Origin of the sequence: Corynebacterium pseudogenitalium, from assembly GCF_024453815.1 — a bacterium.
Taxonomy (GTDB): Bacteria; Actinomycetota; Actinomycetes; order Mycobacteriales; family Mycobacteriaceae; genus Corynebacterium; species Corynebacterium pseudogenitalium.
On the sequence record NZ_CP072934.1, the window covers coordinates 2157188 to 2174185 of the forward strand.

Below are 16998 nucleotides of genomic sequence, written 5' to 3' on the forward strand. Positions count from 1 at the left end.
CGCGGGCGCCGGTGCATGTTCGGCGCTCTCATATGTGGGTGCACATGAAAAATCTGGCGGGCACCAACCCCCTTGTCGGTGCCCGCCAGTTCGCGTTCGCTCTGTGTTAGTTGTTAGTTCGATGCGCGGTCGATCGCCTCAAGGATCGTGCGCGTATCGTACGTGAGCAAGTATTTGAGGAACTTCATGACACTCTCCCTTCGGTTTTCATTTACTTTGTTGCCCGTTTGTTAACTTGCTGTTTACTTTAAAGAATTAGTGGGTGAAAGTCAAGCATTTATTTTCACCCACTATCTCGCTTTTCCGTTTACGCAGTTCAGAGCGACTTTTCGACGCCCCCACCGTTACCCCTGTGACTGGTGTGAAACTGTGCTAGGTTGCAACCATGAACCGCAAAGCCCTCGGAGCCCTCGCAGCCTACTGCTGCGTCGTCATTGCGTTAACAATGTGTAAAGCGTTCTTCCGCATCGGCTACCTCTGGGACCCAGCCAACCAACGCCGCCGCGGACTCTCGCTACAGCCCCTCGCCGAGCTTCACGACGCCCAATCCTGGTTCGCGCCCCTCTTCGGCTACGGCGGCAACATCGCCTTCTTCATCCCCATCGGCGTGCTCGCATACGTTGCCTTCCGCGACGCCCGCTGGGCCGTGCTGTTCGGGTTCGGGCTGAGCCTGGCCGTCGAAACGGGACAATACATCTTCTCGCTCGGCTACTCAGATATCGACGACCTCCTCATGAACACCGTGGGCACCCTGGTGGGCGTCGGCATCGCGCGCGCATGCGGCCCGCGCCTGCACACCTTCTGGATCGTGCTCGGCTACGTCGTACCACTCTGCTTCCTCGGCCTCGTGTTCGTCGGCGAGCGCCTCGGCGACCCCTCCAAGGTCACCGAAGTCTACTGACATGCACTAGCCTTGCAACCTATGGATTTCTTAATTGGCGGGGCAGGAATTTTGCTCTCCGCATTCGCGGCCATGTTCATCTCAGGCTCGACAGGCGCCATCATCGCGGCCGCCAGCGCGATCGTGGGCGTGGTGTTCCTTATTAAAGGTGCGCAGCGCTAGCGCCGCCGCACCAGCTGGACCGCGCTCAACAACACCACCAGGCCGATGGGAATGAGGAACATAAAGAGGTTGATGATCGGCAGGGACATCTCCGCCCGATACTCTTCCCACCGCGCCACCGCCATCGACCCCCACCCGACCACCAGGCACACCGCGGCTACCCACGCCGTCACAACTGCCCTTCTGTAGCCGCGCCCCCACGCAGCTTGCGTGAACCAGACCGCGCCGCCCAGCGCAAGCAGCGCCGTCGATGCCTCCACGATGCCGCACACCATGGTCATAGTCATGAATTCCACGGAGCTACCGAGCAGGATCTGCGTACCGATCGCCAGCGCGAGGCACACAACCATCGCCGTCGCGTAGGTCCGGAGAATGCTTCGAGGTTCCATGTGCACATGGTACAGAGGTTTCCCCTCCTATCCTTTTGAAAAAGTTCCCCGCCCAACTTTTTCAGTGACCACCACCCGCGGAACAGCACGTCAATCCCTCCGCTACGGACCCAACGCCCCAATCGGCGCAACAATCACACCGTCCGCACGCCTGTGGACCGGACCCCCTGAGGTCACGATGAGCAAAACTGTTTCCTGTTCAAGCTGATCCGCAAACCGTTTAAGCGTATCTGCGGCGTGGTCAAGAATCTCTGGCGTATAGCCAAGCTTCACTTCGACGAGTAAATCAACATCGTCAAAGCTGACTACAGCATCCACTTCGAGCTTTGTATTCAGCCTTGCGTGGTACACCGTCTTGCCAGTCAAAGCGCGTAATTCGTGCACAACGAGCGACTCAAACAGTTGCCCAAAATAGCGGGCATCCTGCATCAGATGATGTGGGCCTCGCTCAAGGACAGCCATGGCGAACGAAGGGTCAGCGAGGTGACGCTTGGGAGACTTTCGCAACGTTGCTTTTGTCCTCAGGTGAGTCGACCAGGCTGGTTGATCCACGGAGACGAAAATCCGAGAAAGCGCGTCAAGGTAGTCACGCGCCGTATCGCGACTCACTTCGACGTCGGTTGCAATCGTCTGTAGGCCAAGCTCTGTCCCCACGGCTCTTGCAATAGAGCGCAAAACTCTACGAACCCGTTCCGAGTCGCGAGTCACATCCCCAACCGTGTGAATGTCTACGTCCGCGACTGTTTGCATGTAGTCGCGGACGTTTTGAATGGCATCTTCCAAAGAAAGATCCATATTGTAGGGCAGGCCACCACGACACATCCGATTCGCTAAATCCGCAAATTCGAGCGGCGGAGTTGCAAAAGCAGGAGACTTACCAGCAACGACATCCCGCAAAGATACCGAGCCATCCGATTCGCCGGATTCAAATAGCGTCATGGTCGACATCGTCAATCGCGCAAATCTACCTGCCCCGGAGTGGCGAGTCGCGTTCACCCCAGGCGCTGTCGAGCCTGTGAAAATGAACTGCCCTTTCGCTTTGCGCCGATCAATTTCGTGTCGCGCAAAATCCCACAGGCGAGGATGCAGTTGCCACTCGTCGACAAGGCGAGGTGCCTCCCCATCGAGCAGCAACCGTGGATCGGTAGCCATCGCCAATGGGACGCTGGGATCGGTTTCAACATTCAAAATGCTTCCCGCTTGTCGGCTTGCCGTCTCTGTTTTCCCGCAGCCTTTTGGTCCCTGGATGAGCACCCCACCTTGCCGCCGAAGCGCTGCCTCTAATTGAGCGTCCGCAATGCGGGCAATATACGAATCCACCATGAGGATAAATCATAGCCATGAACTGCCTATTCCGCACTTTGAAATGGTTTCACTCGTCATTTTGAAATACTTTTACTCGGCAGTTTAGAATGGTTTTACTCGCCACTTTGAAATCCACTCCTACCAAAACCGAAAATCTGCTACAGCCTTGCCCCTGGCCTGGAATACGAGACACGTTGTGCGGTCCCGCTGCCGGGATAGCCGCGCGTAAATCCGCTAACGCCACCGAAGCCATTCCTATCCGCTCGACTGAGAGAGGCTTCATGGCTACGTCTCCACCCTAGGCAGCTCAGGCTGCAGAAAATCGGCCGCTGTCCATTATGTTTGCGGCGGCGCTCGCTGCGTTTATCGCTACGTTTAATGAAACGTTCCTCAACGTCGGCTTCACCAACATCATGGCCGACTTCAACATTGGCGTCTCGACTGTCCAGTGGCTCGCCACGGCATACATGCTGGGCGCGGCCGTCATGACGCCCACCACGGGCTTCGTCTCCGACGGCGACGTGCTCGACGTCATCGGCGACTCCGTCCCGGCGCTCACCACACCGTATGCGCTGCTCGCGCACAACGACTCGACGGAGTTCGGTACCGACGTCGCCGTAGTCCTCGACCGGCCAATCGTCTCCATCGCGACCAAGTCCGTCATCACGGTCAACGTCAACAACGACCTCGGGCACATCTCCTCCATCCTCGCCGATAAACACCTAAAGAAGGCGCTGGTTGTGGCGGATGACGACACCGTCGTGGGCACCATCAACCGCTCCGACATCAACCGCTACCTCGTATCGACGTTCGTCGACCCGGTCCCGAGCGCCTAGACAAGGATTGCCCATTAGGCAAGGCATACCTTAGAGTGGTCACGTTAGGTCAGGGAGACCTAACGCGAAATTCTTTAACCACCTACGAAAGGTGCAACCTTGACACTCTTTACCCCTCGCGCCCTGAAGGGGATCGCAGCCACGTTCACTGCGGCGCTCATGCTTGCCAGCTGCTCCACCGGATCAAGCGATTCGACAACCGCTCCCGAAACCTCCAATGCCAACGGGTCAGAGGAGCGCATTGTGACAATGGGTCTCGGCGACGTCGATACGGTCCTTGCGCTCGGTGAACAACCGGTCGGTTACGCCACCTGGCAACAGGAAGGTTCGGGAGACCCTTCCGGACTTGGACCATGGGCCAAGGACAAACTCACAGTCGACCCAAACCCGATCCGGGATACGACCACCGAGTTAAGCACCGACACTGCCGAAAGAGTTGCCTCGCTCAACCCGACAAAGATCATTGCGGTGAACAGTGGTCTCGAAGCTGACAAGAAGGCGCTGCTCGAGCAAATTGCGCCAACTACCTTCCACTCGGATGCATACCAAGATTGGCAAGTGCCGTGGGATGAGCAGATTAAGGAAATCTCCAAGGCGTTGAATAAGGAAGCCGAAGGCGAAAAACTCATCGCCGATTCCGAGCAGGCTTTCCAAGATTTCCGCGAAGCTCACCCTGAGTTGCAAGGCAAAACAGCGGTAATCGGCATGCCTTACGACGGAAAGTTTGGCGTATACACCTCGGGCGACGGCCGCGGCTCCTTCATTGAAAAGCTTGGTTTCAAGATCCCAGAGAAGTTCAACGGCGATGGCTCCAGCTTCTTCCTCGACTGGTCGCCTGAAAACTACGTCGACTTCAACGACGTGGACTACCTCTTCGTGCTGGACTATTACGGCGCAATCGATGCGCTGAAGAACGACGAGAATTTCATGGACCTTGATGTCAACAAGCGTGGCGGGGTCTACTGGCTAGACACCGATACCGCCAATGCAATGAGCATGCCGAACCCCCTCACCATCCCGTACGCAATCGAGCAAATCAAAAAGTCGCTCTAGAACACCAGGCGGAAGTGGTGCTTACCGGGGGACAACCAGTGGGCCCCCATTTACCGGGTCGGTTGCCACGACAGCAGGCAGATCAAAAACGCTGTTCAGCAAAGTCTCCGTGACCACCTCGGCAGGCGCACCGACCGCACGAACCTCGCCACGCTGCATCACGATAAGTTGATCCGAGTAGCGTGCTGCGAGGTTCAAATCATGCAACACCATGAGCACGGTTCGCCCCTCTTGATCAGCGAGTCGACGTACGAGCGACAAGACCTCGACGGAGTGAGACAGGTCGAGGTATGTCGTCGGCTCGTCCAAAAACACGAGCGGAGTGTCCTGCGCCAAGACCATCGCGATCCAGGCACGCTGGCGCTGTCCGCCAGAAAGCCGTTCGAGTGGACGATCTGCAAACTCTGCAATATTGGTCAGTTCCATCACCGCATCAACCGCACGCGCATCCTCAGCAGAAGCCTGTCGTAGCCAAGACTGATGCGGGTGGCGTCCGCGGCTGACCAAGTCACGAACCGTCAGTCCCTCGGGGGCGACAGGCGTCTGTGGCAATACTGCTAGCTGACGCGCAATCTCTCGGCGCTTCATTTTCGACGTGTCTACGCCGTTCAGCATTACCGTGCCGCCATCGCGCGCAATAAGCCCTGCTGTAGCTCGCAACAGCGTTGACTTGCCGCAACCGTTGGGGCCGATGATTGTGGTGACACCGCCTTGGGGCACGTCGAGATCAATGCCGTCAACGATGACGGAAGCCCCATAACTCACCTTGAGATTTCGAACCTGAAGCATCATACGGACACCTTTCGTGTTGCGCGTAGCAGTGTGTAGAGCAGTGCTGCGCCACCAATCGCAGTTGTAGCTATGCCCACCGGCAAGTTCCCCGGCACCAGGGTGCGCACTGCTAAGTCTGCGCCAGACACAATCGCCGCGCCAGCGAGCATCGCTGTTCCTAAAGGTGGCGTTGCTGCTTGTGTGATCTTGCGTCCAATCTGTGGCGCAACAAACGCCACAAAAGCTATCGGACCAGACGCCGCGACGGCCACCGATGCCAGCACTACAGCCATGAGCATGAGGATGAGTTGCATATGCCGGGGCTCCACCCCGAGGCCAGCAGCCGTATCCTCCCCGAGCGAGAGCGCCTGCAGATTGAAGGCTGCCCACCGCAAGAACGGAACGACGACTGCCAGCGCAATAAGTACGGCGAGTGCATCGCGCCAGCTAGCAGAACCCACCGAGCCGGTCACCCACGCCTGCGCCTTGCCCACGTCACGATAGTCGGCGCGAACGAGCAGGAACGAGGTATATGCCATCGCCAGTGCATTGATAATGATCCCGGCGAAGACAAGCTGGAAAGACCCGAGACCCGCGCCACGGCTCAGCCACCAGATTGCCGCAGACACTGCTAATCCACCGAGGAACGCACTGAGCGGGACCCCCAGAAGATGCAGCAGCATTCCGGAGCTTCCACCAGCAAGTAACGCAGTCAATGCGAAAGCGGAGGCACCCGAAGTGACGCCCAAGATGTCTGGGCTCGCCAATGGATTCCTCGTGATGGTCTGGAAGATCGCCCCCGCAAAACCAAGCGCAGCTCCTACTCCCAAAGCAGTTACCACCCGCGGCAGACGCCACTGAACAATCACCGTACGAGCCAATTCTGTGGATTGGCCCATGAGCGCAGAAGCGACATCCCGCACCGTAAGCCCGAAGTCCCCGACTATAACGCCGCCAAGGGCCGCGGCGAAAGCCAACACCGCAAGGACACCATTCGTCACGAAAACCCGCATCACAGTTTCGCCCCTTTGCGCAAGAGGTACAGGGCAAATGGGGCACCAACGAAGGCGAGCGTGATGCCCACCTGCAATTCGCCGGGCCTGGCGATGACGCGGCCGATAACGTCGGCAAGCAAAAGCAACGTGGCCCCAGCCAACGCGGAACACGGTAGTACCCAGCGGTAATCGGGCCCCGTGAAGGCGCGCACAAGGTGTGGAACAACCAGACCGACGAACCCGATTGGGCCCGCCCCAGCCACCGCGGCACCCGTGAGCAATGCAACCAGGACGATGCCCACGGCCCGCGAGAGGGGGACGCTCACGCCAAGTGCGCTTGCCACATCGTCTCCCAAGTTCAGGAGGTTCACCCTGTTTGCCATGGCGAAGGCCCCCACTAGTCCGAGGAGAATCACCGGGGCAAGCACCGCGACCACCTGCATGTCGCGCCCAGCGATAGCGCCCGCCGTCCAAAACCGCATCTCGTTGAGGCTTTGTGTATTGGTCAGCACGATGCCGCTGGTGAGCGCACTACAAACCGCGCCCAGCGCAGAACCACCGAGCACAACCATGATCGGGCTCGATCCCAGGCTCCTCATACTGAGTGTGAACACGAGCGCCACCGCAAGTATTGCGCCGAGGAATCCCACCCCAACAGTGCCCAACACCGTCATTGAGCCATGAAAGGAAATGGCTGCAGCCACCGCAAGCGCCGCACCAGGGCCTACACCCAGCAAGTTTGTGTCCGCGAGCGGGTTTCGAGTGTGCCCCTGCAGCAACGCCCCCGCTGTGCCCAACGCTGCCCCCACCAACAGGCCGAGCAGGGTGCGCGGAACCCGAAGCTGTGCAATGATCTTCGCCTCGTCGCTGGAGGCCTCAAGCCTCTCGGCTCCTCCCGAGAATGCCAACACAATTCCGTCGCGAACCGCGCCCAACGTCGCCCCGAAACCCATTTCACGCGCCCCGAACAGAAGAGACACTAATGCCGCGCACACGGTGGAAGCCGCAAGGAAAGCGACAAGCCCTACACGTTTATCCACTTTGTAACCCCGTTATCGCCAATACCCCATAAACGACACGTGGTGGCGAGGCACACCCGCCTCTTTCACCAGGAGCCGCCGCATCGCCGTCACAGCCGTGTTCTTCCCTGCGATCCAGTAATAGGTGTGCCCTGCAGTATCCGACGTGGGACCTATCAATTCTCCACTGCTGGAATACGTGGGTGTCTCCCAGACTTCATCGAGCTGGGCTTCATCCACAAGACCAGGTTCTCCATTTTCCAACGAAGCGGAGGCACAACGGGATCCAACTTCCTGTTTCAGCTGCGCAAGAAGCAAGCCTCCATAGTCGAAGTCCCCCTCTGCACGAAAATGCCACCGGACATCAACCTGTGAAGGGAAGTCGATGGGCAGGTGATTGCCGGCGGGCACCTCGATATCAACCGAACCAGCGAGCCCCTCGGGCCAATCCTCCAGGATACGAGCCATTGCAGGCAACGCGGTTTCATCGCCGTAAAGACGGGCAATCCCAGCAGATCCGGGGTTAAATTCAATACCAACACCGGAATCATCGTCGCGGGTTGGTCCAATAATCAGCAGCTGCTGTCCAGGGTGAGCGTCTTGTGCCCACGCCGAGGCGGGACCGGGACTATCGCTGTGCAAAACAAAATCCACATCCACTTCGTCAGGGCTGTCAGCACTTCGCCGGAACTCCCGAATGGAATAGGTACGCAGGTGTCCGCGCGTGTGCTCCGGCATCGCACGCCATGTGTCCCACCACCCCTCTTCGGGAAGCTCGAACAGACCGCTGGCAGGCGGGATCAGCAGCTTGATACGCAAATCTCTGATCGGAACGGCGGGCCCCATGGCGTCGATCCCGGTGAACGTCACCCGCTGGAAACTCGGCGCAATACGTTCACTCCGGACGACGGTTGCAAGAAAAGACCTAAAACTCACCCCGTAAATTATATAGGCTTGCCTAACCTATAGAAAGTGTGAAGCGCGCAGTCCCCTAGCGCCCGCGTAGCTGGAGTCGGCTAGCCACCTTCAAAGCAGGTGACAGCAGGGGCATCATCAACCGCTACCTCGTATCGACGTTCGTCGACCCGGCGAAGTAAAAGGCGGATACATTCTCTTTAGCGATGGGTAGGACGCACTGATCGGAACCAGTTTGGTGCTTGTCCGACGCAAGCGGCCCTGAGCTTCCCTGTCACCAGGAGTGAGCGCGCTCGTTGTTCATATCGTCGTCGGCACCCATCCATTAAGCTCTGACACAGTGATTTCGACCCGCCATTTCGTCTGAAGGGAATAACATGCGCAGGCCTTACTACAGGACATCACGCGGACGCGTCATTGCAGGGGTCTGTGCAGGGCTCGCAGAACGCTACGGTCGCAGCCCAGACACAATCCGTTGGTGGTATGCAGTAGCGCAACTATTTAGCTTGCCCGCCATTGCCACCTATATCCTCCAGTGGTTGTTGTATCCGCTCGACGATAACCCTGAGCCGCCGGAAACTGAGCAACCTGCAAGCTGACCAGCCAAGAGACGAGGTGGCGTGCCAGGTACCGCGCCCCACCGAATCTATCGGCAACGTCCTACACGTACAGGTGCAGTCCCGTACATTTATGGCATACCTATTAGTAGCTACATGCCGCTAGGTGTTTCCACATGTTTCATTTCCTTCCGTTACTAGCCATCCTTCTCGATTACTTCCTCGAAGTTCCGGATGCAGCATCGGAGCCAGAGTCACCGTTAGCGAGCATCATCAGCGTCTTTGGACCGTATTCGGCGTTGGTGTTTGGAATAGCCGCGCTGCTTTTGCGACCGCTACCCCGGAAGTTTTCGATTATCGCCAGCGCAGCCGGCCTGCTGGGCCTCATCGCAATCATTGTGCCCATGGTCCTGGCCCCCAGCCCAGAATCGTTTATACACGTTTGGATTCCGCTTCCGGCAGGGTTACTGCTCGCAGGAATCTACGTCCTCATCATTTCCCACATAGAGCAGGCCAATCCCGTGTTAGTACTTCATCAAGACACGAGCAGGCTATCGATGCCCGGCGCGATCACGGCCGCTTTTCTCATTCTTACTGCGGGGCGGCTACTCACTGCCCATGCGTGGCCGTCCCCGGAGGCAATCTTGGTAGGCACCGTCTGCACCCTGGCCACGCTCGCGTTTTATGAGATGAATTGGAAGTACCTGGTTGGCGCTGTGGTCATTATTCAAGCTGCGCAAATGTTTTATTCCGTACTCCCGGTCGAGGCATACATGCTCCACGAGGTGCAGCTTGCCGTCAAGGTTGCTTGCATTCTCGAGATTATCCGCGCAGGCACCCGCGAACATCTACTGAAGCAAGCATCGCGCAGCGAATCCCCGCGCAGCTGCTGAGGAAAAACGTGTAAGCGTGGCTTGTGCCTTCCGGCGGATCTGCACCGATCAGATCGATAGCACTACCCGCTCATAGTCTTCTACCAGCACGTTCGGCACTTTGAAATGGTTTCACTCGTCATTTTGGAGGTCCATCCCCACCGACAGCACAAAGCCCTCAACCGAGCGCCCATGCCACTTCGCCCTGACAGATGCTCTAGACACTGCCATCATGCCCAGGCTGGCAATTGTTCACCCATTCGGTACAGATGGTGAGGCAATCATTGGGAGCAGGTGCGCTTTCCACCTATCCTTTGATGTTGCTTCAAATAGCAAAGGATAGATGTCTAAGTTTATAGGTTGGGTACGACATCACAACTTTGCATGCTAACTTATGACGTATGGTGTGGCCGAGTGTGACTTATGAGACTTTGCCGTGGCAGGCTGCAACCGAGAATATATCGCGTCGGGCGCAGCTACGTACGCCGCGAAAATACGAGAGCGCCATAGTCCCGCGCATCGCTAACGAGGAATTGCAGCTACGCCCTGAAACGCTTGCAGCCGCGGATCGAGCAACCATCGCGGTGACGCGTTTCGACGCCACACACGCCACAGACCTCATTCCTTTTATCCCACTTTTGCTGCGCGGTGAAGCCGTCGCATCGAGTAGAATTGAACAACTTACCTCCTCGTCTCGCAAGATATTTGAAGCGGAACTTTCTGGTTCGGGGTCGGCCAATGCAAAGCTGATCGTGGCGAATGTTCGACAGATGCAACGGGTGATTGCAGTTGATACAGCAACAACTGAAACGTTGTTGGCGATGCACAGTGTGCTTCTGCAGGACGCTGCACCGAGAATCGCAGGTCGACTGCGCGAGCAGCCGGTGTGGATCGGTGGACCGGACAACCACCACCCGGGCGGTGCATTGTTCGTTCCGCCGCACCACGATCATGTACCGGAGCTGTTGGCGGATCTGGAGAGGTTCATGTCGCGCCGCGACATCCCAGCGTTGGCGCAGGCCGCGATTACACACGCTCAGTTGGAAACCATCCACCCCTTCGCGGACGGAAACGGGAGGACAGGGAGAGCCCTCGTTCATGTGTTGCTGAAAACCCACGGCATCAGTGTCAATGGGTCGGTGCCAATCTCTGCAGGTTTGCTGTCCCATATTGATGACTACTTTGCTGCACTGGACGCATACCGGCAAGGTGACGCCGACCAAATCGTCAACCTTTTCGCAGCAAGTGCGCTCGAAGCCGTCGAGTACGGCACGTGGATCGCAGATGAACTGAATACGCTGCTGGATGAGTGGAAGCAACAGTTGACCGCACGCTCCGATGCCCTTGTATGGAGAGTGCTCCCGTTGTTGTTGCAGCGGCCGGTAATCACCACGCGGATTGTGGTAGAGGAATTAGGAGCGACGCAGACCTCAGCAGGAAATGCGCTCGAAGCACTCGCGCAGGCCGGCATCGTTACCGGAGCACAGCTGGACAGACGCACCCGCGCCTGGCGAGCCCCCGACGTGTTGGATTTGCTCAATGAGTTCGCCGAGCAGAGGCGACGCACTTGAGGCGCAGAGCCCAGCGCCGCGATGCCTTCGGCAAGAATCACTTGGTTGACTTTGATGGCAACGGCGACGCTGGCATGCATCACACTGATCGTGGCAGGACCTGTGCCGAATATTCTGTGGGCCGCGCTGGTGGGCGCAGCCGCTGGCTGCCTGGTACGCATCACCGATAGGAAGAAGCCGTAGCGTAGGGCCAAGAGCTGCGCGCACCAAATCCCCGAATTTCCCTTAGTGTCAGGATGGTTGTGAACGTCAATCCATAGGAGGTTTTGTTCATGACCGACCCACAGTTGCCTGAGTTGGTGCCGTCAGCGTTGACGTCACCACCGACCGTTGCAACCCCGGTAAGGACCCACGGGGGCAAGACTAAAACATCACGCGAGGAAGTCAAAGAGATCCTAGCAATGCCACCGCGTGTGCTGGCAGCGGGGCAAGTACTCGATGAAGACACGTTGGCCTCACTTCAAGCAGTAGCAGTCGTGTTCTCCCCGTACCGCACTACTGGCTCTGGCAGGTGGTTTCATCCAGCACAGCAGCGACAAATGATCACGATTTATAACCGGTTGCCGTACGGCACGAAAGGCCCATGGTGCACCCGACAGGCAATCCAGTCTTGCGATATCAAGCGCTGGGCCCGCGCATTACAGTTATCAAAGTCCACCACTGATGGTTTAGATGGTATTCAACGAGCCAAACGCAGCGTTGATGAAGCATATCGGGGAAGGTATTCACCTGACTACATCCGTGAGATGGCCATTGAATATCAGCTGGTGCCGTATGGCCAGAAAGAAGCGTGGTTGATTGAACATGGACTTGCTGACCACACCGTGCGACGCTGGACAGCAATGGTTGCCGATGGTGATCTCACCACGCGTACTACACCAAGGAGGATTGGAACATTGACGATGGATGAGTGCGTTGAAATCCAGCAGTTACGCAAGGAAGTCTCCGCGTTGATGCAGCAAAAGCGCAAGCTCGAACTCGATGCGAAGCGTCGGGAGGAAGCTATGCAGCGTGCCCTGGATAAGGCAACAGAAAGAGCAGAGCGGGCTGAACTAGCCACTGATGTGTTGGGAAAAGCTTTAGCGACCATGCCAGGGCAACATGGCGTGGACTCAAACGTGGCGGAAGAGTCCTCACTCAAGACCAACAACGCCTCTACGACCAAGGACAACACGCAGAAGAAACACTGATTGACCAGTTAGTTGACTGTGGCTATTCGAAAACTCACGCAATGCGCATCATCGGAGTCTCACGCAGCCGCGTGTTCTATCAAACGAAGCCACGCCCACGTGTTGCCGATCCAATTGCCTACGACAAACGACGGATCAACCGACTGTCCGATACCACTGTCGAGCGCATCTTGGAATTGCTAGACGCCAATCCACATTCCGGGGTGGACCAGGTGTTTTACGCCGCGTTAAACAACGGGATTTACCTGGCAAGCCTGCGCAGTTTCTACCGAGTTGCCAAAAAACATGGACGATTGCTCTACCAACGACACAACACCAAAGCCAAGCAAGCTCAACGCAAACGAAACGCCTCCCCGCCACATGTACGCGCCACAGCACCAGGCCAGGTACTGTGCTGGGACATTACCTTCTTGCCTGGCCAATACGTCGGACAAAACTTCGCATGCCACACGGTCATTGACCTGTACTCCCGCGCAATCGTTGGCTGCGTCGTAGCAGAACGCGAAAACAGCCACGTAGCAGCAGCAATGTTTGACGACATCCTGACTCGTTTTCCCCACGTGAAAACCGTGCACTCTGATAACGGCAGTGCGATGACAAGCAAACGCCTCGGCAAACTCTTCGCCAAACACGGTGTGGCCCGCTCATTTAACCGGCCTCACACCAGCAACGACAATCCGCATACCGAGTCGGTATTCCACACGATGAAAGGCAGGACCTACTACCCGAAAACGTTTGCCACACTCGGCCACGCCAAAAACTGGCTCAACGAATGGGTGCCGGTCTATAACGCCACTCCCCACAGTGGAATCAACTACTACCCACCACAAGCAATCCTCGACGGCACCTGGGACAAACTGCAACACCAACGCGAGGAGGGGATGCGAAACGCGCTACGCGAAGGCATCATCACTCAACTTCCGAACACCGCAGCTGGCACAGGCATTCCGGCAGAAGTCAGCATCATCCGCACCACTACCCAAACCGCCCCGCCCCCACAACCCATCACGATCTAACACCCAACCATGTTCACAACCACTTGACATAAAGCGTTTCGGTTGGGCGCCGAGACGTTTCCCCAGGTCGCGCGAAGTCGACGCGGGAATTTGGTGCGCGTACAAGAGAAAGAGTGCCAATAGGCACAACCCGAATTACCCTAGACATTCAAACTAGCAGGTAAGAAATGTTCTAGATATAAACGGGTGCGTCCTTTGGCACTCACCCCTCAAGACCCCGCCGAAACCCCAAGCGAACCCCTAGTGCCCGCGCTTCTGGTCCAGCGGCTCGCCGTCCTCGAAGTGGGGGCGCAGGTGGTTGTCGAACAGGGACAGGGCAGCGCCGATGGCCATGTGCATGTCCAGGTACTGGTAGGTGCCCAGGCGGCCGCCGAACAGGACGCCGTTCTTGCGGGATTCCTCGGCGGCGAGTTCGCGGTATTTCAGCAGCTTGGCGCGGTCTTCGGGGGTGTTGATTGGGTAGTACACCTCGTCGTCGTCCGTGGCGAAGCGGGAGTACTCCTTCACGATCACCGTCTTGTCCGTTGGGTATTCGGAGCGCTCCGGGTGGAAGTGGCGGAACTCGTGGATGCGGGTGTAGGGGACGTCAGCGTCGTTGTAGTTCATCACCGAGGTGCCCTGGAAGTCGCCTGTGTCCAGTACTTCCTGTTCGAAGTCGAGGGTGCGCCAACCGAGGTGGCCTTCGGCGTAGTCGAAGTAGCGATCGAGCGGCCCGGTGTAGACCACTGGGATGCCGGTGAACTCGTCGCGGATGTCGAACCAGTCGGTGTCGAGGCGGACGTCGATAAGTTCGTGATCGGCCATGTTCTCGAGCCAGGCGGCGTAGCCGTCGACGGGCAGGCCTTCGTACTTGTCGTTGAAGTAGCGGTTGTTGAAGGTGTAGCGAACTGGCAGGCGGGAGATGATTTCCGGCGGTAGTTCGGTGGGATCGGTCTGCCACTGCTTGGCGGTGTAGTGCTTCACAAATGCCTCGTACAGCGGCTTGCCGATCAGCGCAATGCCACGCTCTTCGAGGTTCGTAGCCTCGGCGGGGTCGCGACCCTCGCGCTGTTCTTCGATCAGCTTGCGGGCCTCGTCCGGCGAGTAGTACTTACCGAAGAACTGGTTGATCAGGCCCAGACCCATTGGGAACTGGTAGGCGGTGCCGTCGTGCATCGCGAAGACGCGGTGCTGGTAGTCGGTAAAGGAGGTGAAGCGATTGACGTACTCCCACACGCGCTCGTTGGAGGTGTGGAAGAGGTGCGCACCGTACTTGTGCACCTCAATGCCGGTTTCCGGCTCCTTTTCGGAGTAGGCGTTGCCGCCGATGTGGTTGCGCTTCTCCACCACGAGCACCCGCTTACCCAGCTCGCTGGCGGCTTGCTCTGCCACGGTGAGGCCGAAGAATCCGGATCCAACAACAATGAGGTCGTAAGTCATACGGCCATTTTGTCACATTTCTTTTCGACGCCCCTCCGCACGACACGCCAAGCCTCAAGATTCACTTGAGACTTTAACTTGCACTACACTTCACTGGAGTAACCTTTATCCCTATAGCCACAGGAGTTGAATCGTGCAACAACGCAAACGCCTGAACGGGTCCCCCAGCAGGGTGCGCCCTCTCATGGCTGCGGTGATGTCCGTGGCCCTCGTTGTCGCCGGAGCGTTCGGCGGCAACCACATTGTCCAGGTCCAGTCAGCGGCACCGGCGCAGATGGACGTCTATAACGCCAGCGAGTCCTTCGCCAAGGGTGCGAATATCACCGTGGATGACGCAGCGGTGCGCACCCAGGGCGGGGAGACCGAGGAGCGTCGTGTGGTCAAGGAGTTCACCCGCGACCGCGAGTTCACGCTGTTTGGCCTGACGTGGAAGGGCGACCGCGACATCGTCGCCTACGTGCGTGCCCAGCGTGCCGACGGCAGCTGGACGGAGTGGTTCGAGATGGATCCGCTCGATGCAGCACCCGGCACCGACACGTTTGGCACCGAGCCGATCTTCGTGGAGCCGACGAAGCGTGTTCAGGTCTCCACGGGCAACGTCGATCTCCTGGAGAACGGCCGCAAGGACTCCACTGCACCGAATACGGCCACCGACATCCAGGCCGTATTTATCGACGGCGGCACCGGCACCGTCAACGGCAACATCAAACCAGTCGTGGACTCCTACACCTACGGCATGCCGAAGGTGATCACGCGCGCACAGTGGGGTGCGGGCAAGAACAGCAACCCGACGTACACCGCGCCGGTCACGGCCGCGACGGTCCACCACACCGCTGGTTCCAACAACTACACCGAGGCGCAGGCGCCGGGCATCGTCCGCGGCATCTGGAACTACCACACCTACACCCTGGGCTGGGGCGATGTGGGCTACAACGCCATGGTGGATAAGTACGGCAACATCTACGAGGGCCGCTACGGCGGACTCGACCGTGCGGTCCAAGGTGCGCACGTGGGTGGTTTCAACCAGAACACCTGGGGCGTGTCCGTGCTGGGCAACTACCAGACTGCGGTGCCGACGCGTGCGTCGCTGCAGGCGCTGGGCGACATCATCGGTTGGAAGGCTGCTGTCTCCGGGTTCGACCCGATGGGTTCGAGCTACCACTACGCTGACTTCGATTTCAAGGGCAGCAAGTACCGCGCCGGCCAGGGCGGGATGTTCCCGAACATCAACGCGCACCGGGACTTCCACTACAACGAGTGCCCAGGTCAGAACTTGTACAACCAGATGGGCACGGTGCGCACAATCGCGAACACGAAGTACCGCGCGCTGAAGAACTCTTCCGAGTTCACCCCACCGGGTGATTACACGGGTCCAGCCACCGACACCACGGTCGGCGACCTGCTCGACGCACTGGGCTCCGGGAAGAAGGAGTCAGGCACCGTCACGAACCCTGACGGCACCACGACCCAGGTGACCAACTCGGGCTCCTCCGACAACATTTCCCTGTCAGGTATTGCCTCGGGTGACGCGGTGGCGATCGCAGCGGCCGTCGGCACCTTGGCTGGCCTGATCTTCCTGTACGCGAAGGCGAACGACCTGCTGCCGGGAGGCATCCAGAACCTCGCAGGTGTGGAGATCGCTCCGGGGCTGACGCTGCAGCAGATCGCCCCGTACATCGAGCCGATGCTGAAGTTCGCTGGCCAGAACGACCTGGCTGCGGTGTGGAAGCAGTTCGAGCCGACGCTCGGCGCCGTCATCGGTGGCGTCGGCGGCGTGGGCGGCAACGACTTCGGCTTCTTCCAGAACGGCATCGCCGTGCGCAACGCGAAGGGCGAAGCGTTCACGATGTTCACGAAGATCGCGAACGCCTGGCTCCAGCAAGGTCTCGACGCCGGCCCGCTCGGCCTGCCGGTCAACTCCGAGCACCCGATTGGCGACGGCCTCTTCCGCGTCGACTTCCAAGGCGGCGACATCACGTACAACCAGCACACCAACACCATCAACATTGGCGTGCACTAGCAACGGC

Annotated in this window: 18 protein-coding genes; 11 read left to right on the forward strand and 7 right to left on the reverse strand. The window is 58.4% G+C overall.

The genetic code is table 11. The annotated features are described in order from the left end of the window. Positions 1-385: 385 nt before the first annotated feature. Positions 386-901, forward strand: a complete 516-nt coding sequence (locus KBP54_RS10180) for a VanZ family protein (RefSeq protein WP_256000765.1) — start codon at positions 386-388, stop codon at positions 899-901. A 21-nt stretch (positions 902-922) separates the two neighbouring features. Further along, the gene (locus KBP54_RS10185) at positions 923-1063 is read left to right on the forward strand and encodes a hypothetical protein (RefSeq protein WP_256005667.1); all 141 of its coding nucleotides are present in this window, start codon (positions 923-925) and stop codon (positions 1061-1063) included. Here the strand turns inward: KBP54_RS10185 and KBP54_RS10190 are convergent. Both KBP54_RS10190 and KBP54_RS10195 read right to left on the reverse strand, forming a co-directional pair. Then, on the reverse strand, positions 1060-1452 hold the full coding sequence (locus KBP54_RS10190) for a hypothetical protein (protein ID WP_256005668.1): 393 nt from the start codon (positions 1450-1452) through the stop codon (positions 1060-1062). The two genes, KBP54_RS10185 and KBP54_RS10190, sit on opposite strands and share 4 nt — an antisense overlap. 102 nt (positions 1453-1554) lie before the next feature. Beyond that, positions 1555-2775: an ATP-binding protein gene (locus KBP54_RS10195; protein ID WP_256005670.1), complete on the reverse strand. Its 1221-nt coding sequence runs from the start codon at positions 2773-2775 to the stop codon at positions 1555-1557. 320 nt (positions 2776-3095) lie between these two features. On the opposite strand from KBP54_RS10195, the gene KBP54_RS10200 reads away from it, so the two are divergent. Both KBP54_RS10200 and KBP54_RS10205 read left to right on the forward strand, forming a co-directional pair. Further along, a complete protein-coding gene (locus KBP54_RS10200; protein ID WP_256005671.1) occupies positions 3096-3593 on the forward strand; it encodes a CBS domain-containing protein in 498 nt (165 codons plus the stop codon). Between the two features lie 99 nt (positions 3594-3692). After that, positions 3693-4646: an iron-siderophore ABC transporter substrate-binding protein gene (locus KBP54_RS10205; protein ID WP_256005673.1), complete on the forward strand. Its 954-nt coding sequence runs from the start codon at positions 3693-3695 to the stop codon at positions 4644-4646. 21 nt (positions 4647-4667) lie between these two features. On the opposite strand, the gene KBP54_RS10210 is transcribed toward KBP54_RS10205, so the two are convergent. From KBP54_RS10210 to KBP54_RS10225, 4 genes are read right to left on the reverse strand one after another with little or no spacing between them, the layout of a single operon-like run. After that, on the reverse strand, positions 4668-5438 hold the full coding sequence (locus KBP54_RS10210; protein ID WP_070361767.1) for an ABC transporter ATP-binding protein: 771 nt from the start codon (positions 5436-5438) through the stop codon (positions 4668-4670). Continuing rightward, positions 5435-6430: a FecCD family ABC transporter permease gene (locus tag KBP54_RS10215; protein ID WP_083290998.1), complete on the reverse strand. Its 996-nt coding sequence runs from the start codon at positions 6428-6430 to the stop codon at positions 5435-5437. Before KBP54_RS10215 ends, KBP54_RS10210 begins: the two co-directional genes overlap by 4 nt. Then, positions 6430-7452 (reverse strand): FecCD family ABC transporter permease, encoded by a 1023-nt coding sequence (locus KBP54_RS10220; protein ID WP_070975646.1) that lies wholly within the window; start codon positions 7450-7452, stop codon positions 6430-6432. The genes KBP54_RS10215 and KBP54_RS10220 overlap by 1 nt, the downstream gene beginning before the upstream one ends. A gap of 12 nt (positions 7453-7464) precedes the next feature. After that, entirely contained in the window at positions 7465-8367 is a 903-nt protein-coding gene (locus KBP54_RS10225) for a siderophore-interacting protein (protein ID WP_256005675.1), read from the reverse strand. Between the two features lie 356 nt (positions 8368-8723). Here KBP54_RS10225 and KBP54_RS10230 point away from each other — a divergent pair, with 356 nt between their 5' ends. The 6 genes from KBP54_RS10230 (at position 8724) to KBP54_RS10255 (ending at position 13552) form a co-directional block, all read left to right on the forward strand. Then, the gene (locus KBP54_RS10230) at positions 8724-8945 is read left to right on the forward strand and encodes a PspC domain-containing protein (protein ID WP_083329431.1); all 222 of its coding nucleotides are present in this window, start codon (positions 8724-8726) and stop codon (positions 8943-8945) included. Positions 8946-9079: 134 nt separating this feature from the next. Further along, positions 9080-9796, forward strand: a complete 717-nt coding sequence (locus KBP54_RS10235) for a hypothetical protein (RefSeq protein WP_256005677.1) — start codon at positions 9080-9082, stop codon at positions 9794-9796. A 395-nt stretch (positions 9797-10191) separates the two neighbouring features. Next, positions 10192-11346, forward strand: coding sequence for a Fic family protein (locus KBP54_RS10240; RefSeq protein ID WP_256005678.1), 1155 nt, complete (start codon positions 10192-10194; stop codon positions 11344-11346). Between the two features lie 45 nt (positions 11347-11391). Continuing rightward, complete coding sequence (locus KBP54_RS10245; RefSeq protein WP_256005680.1) at positions 11392-11529, forward strand: hypothetical protein; 138 nt, start codon at positions 11392-11394, stop codon at positions 11527-11529. A gap of 89 nt (positions 11530-11618) precedes the next feature. Then, complete coding sequence (locus tag KBP54_RS10250; RefSeq protein ID WP_256005682.1) at positions 11619-12536, forward strand: hypothetical protein; 918 nt, start codon at positions 11619-11621, stop codon at positions 12534-12536. A gap of 41 nt (positions 12537-12577) precedes the next feature. Next, positions 12578-13552 carry an IS3 family transposase gene (locus tag KBP54_RS10255; protein ID WP_070975143.1) on the forward strand — a complete coding sequence of 325 codons (975 nt, stop codon included), beginning with the start codon at positions 12578-12580 and terminating at the stop codon, positions 13550-13552. Between the two features lie 240 nt (positions 13553-13792). Here KBP54_RS10255 and glf read toward each other — a convergent pair whose 3' ends face one another. Continuing rightward, positions 13793-14971 carry a UDP-galactopyranose mutase gene (glf, locus tag KBP54_RS10260; protein WP_256005683.1) on the reverse strand — a complete coding sequence of 393 codons (1179 nt, stop codon included), beginning with the start codon at positions 14969-14971 and terminating at the stop codon, positions 13793-13795. Positions 14972-15155: 184 nt separating this feature from the next. Between glf and KBP54_RS10265 the strand changes: the two genes are divergently transcribed. Continuing rightward, positions 15156-16991, forward strand: a complete 1836-nt coding sequence (locus KBP54_RS10265) for an N-acetylmuramoyl-L-alanine amidase (protein WP_256005685.1) — start codon at positions 15156-15158, stop codon at positions 16989-16991. Positions 16992-16998: the final 7 nt, after the last annotated feature.

Coding starts and splice junctions, on each gene's coding strand:
- KBP54_RS10180 (WP_256000765.1), top strand. CDS start 386: ATGAACCGCAAAGCCCTCGGAGCCCTCGCAGCCTACTGCTGCGTCGTC.
- KBP54_RS10185 (WP_256005667.1), top strand. CDS start 923: ATGGATTTCTTAATTGGCGGGGCAGGAATTTTGCTCTCCGCATTCGCG.
- KBP54_RS10190 (WP_256005668.1), bottom strand. CDS start 1,452: ATGGAACCTCGAAGCATTCTCCGGACCTACGCGACGGCGATGGTTGTG.
- KBP54_RS10195 (WP_256005670.1), bottom strand. CDS start 2,775: ATGGTGGATTCGTATATTGCCCGCATTGCGGACGCTCAATTAGAGGCA.
- KBP54_RS10200 (WP_256005671.1), top strand. CDS start 3,096: ATGTTTGCGGCGGCGCTCGCTGCGTTTATCGCTACGTTTAATGAAACG.
- KBP54_RS10210 (WP_070361767.1), bottom strand. CDS start 5,438: ATGATGCTTCAGGTTCGAAATCTCAAGGTGAGTTATGGGGCTTCCGTC.
- KBP54_RS10215 (WP_083290998.1), bottom strand. CDS start 6,430: ATGCGGGTTTTCGTGACGAATGGTGTCCTTGCGGTGTTGGCTTTCGCC.
- KBP54_RS10230 (WP_083329431.1), top strand. CDS start 8,724: ATGCGCAGGCCTTACTACAGGACATCACGCGGACGCGTCATTGCAGGG.
- KBP54_RS10235 (WP_256005677.1), top strand. CDS start 9,080: ATGTTTCATTTCCTTCCGTTACTAGCCATCCTTCTCGATTACTTCCTC.
- KBP54_RS10250 (WP_256005682.1), top strand. CDS start 11,619: ATGACCGACCCACAGTTGCCTGAGTTGGTGCCGTCAGCGTTGACGTCA.
- KBP54_RS10255 (WP_070975143.1), top strand. CDS start 12,578: ATGCGCATCATCGGAGTCTCACGCAGCCGCGTGTTCTATCAAACGAAG.
- glf (WP_256005683.1), bottom strand. CDS start 14,971: ATGACTTACGACCTCATTGTTGTTGGATCCGGATTCTTCGGCCTCACC.
- KBP54_RS10265 (WP_256005685.1), top strand. CDS start 15,156: ATGGCTGCGGTGATGTCCGTGGCCCTCGTTGTCGCCGGAGCGTTCGGC.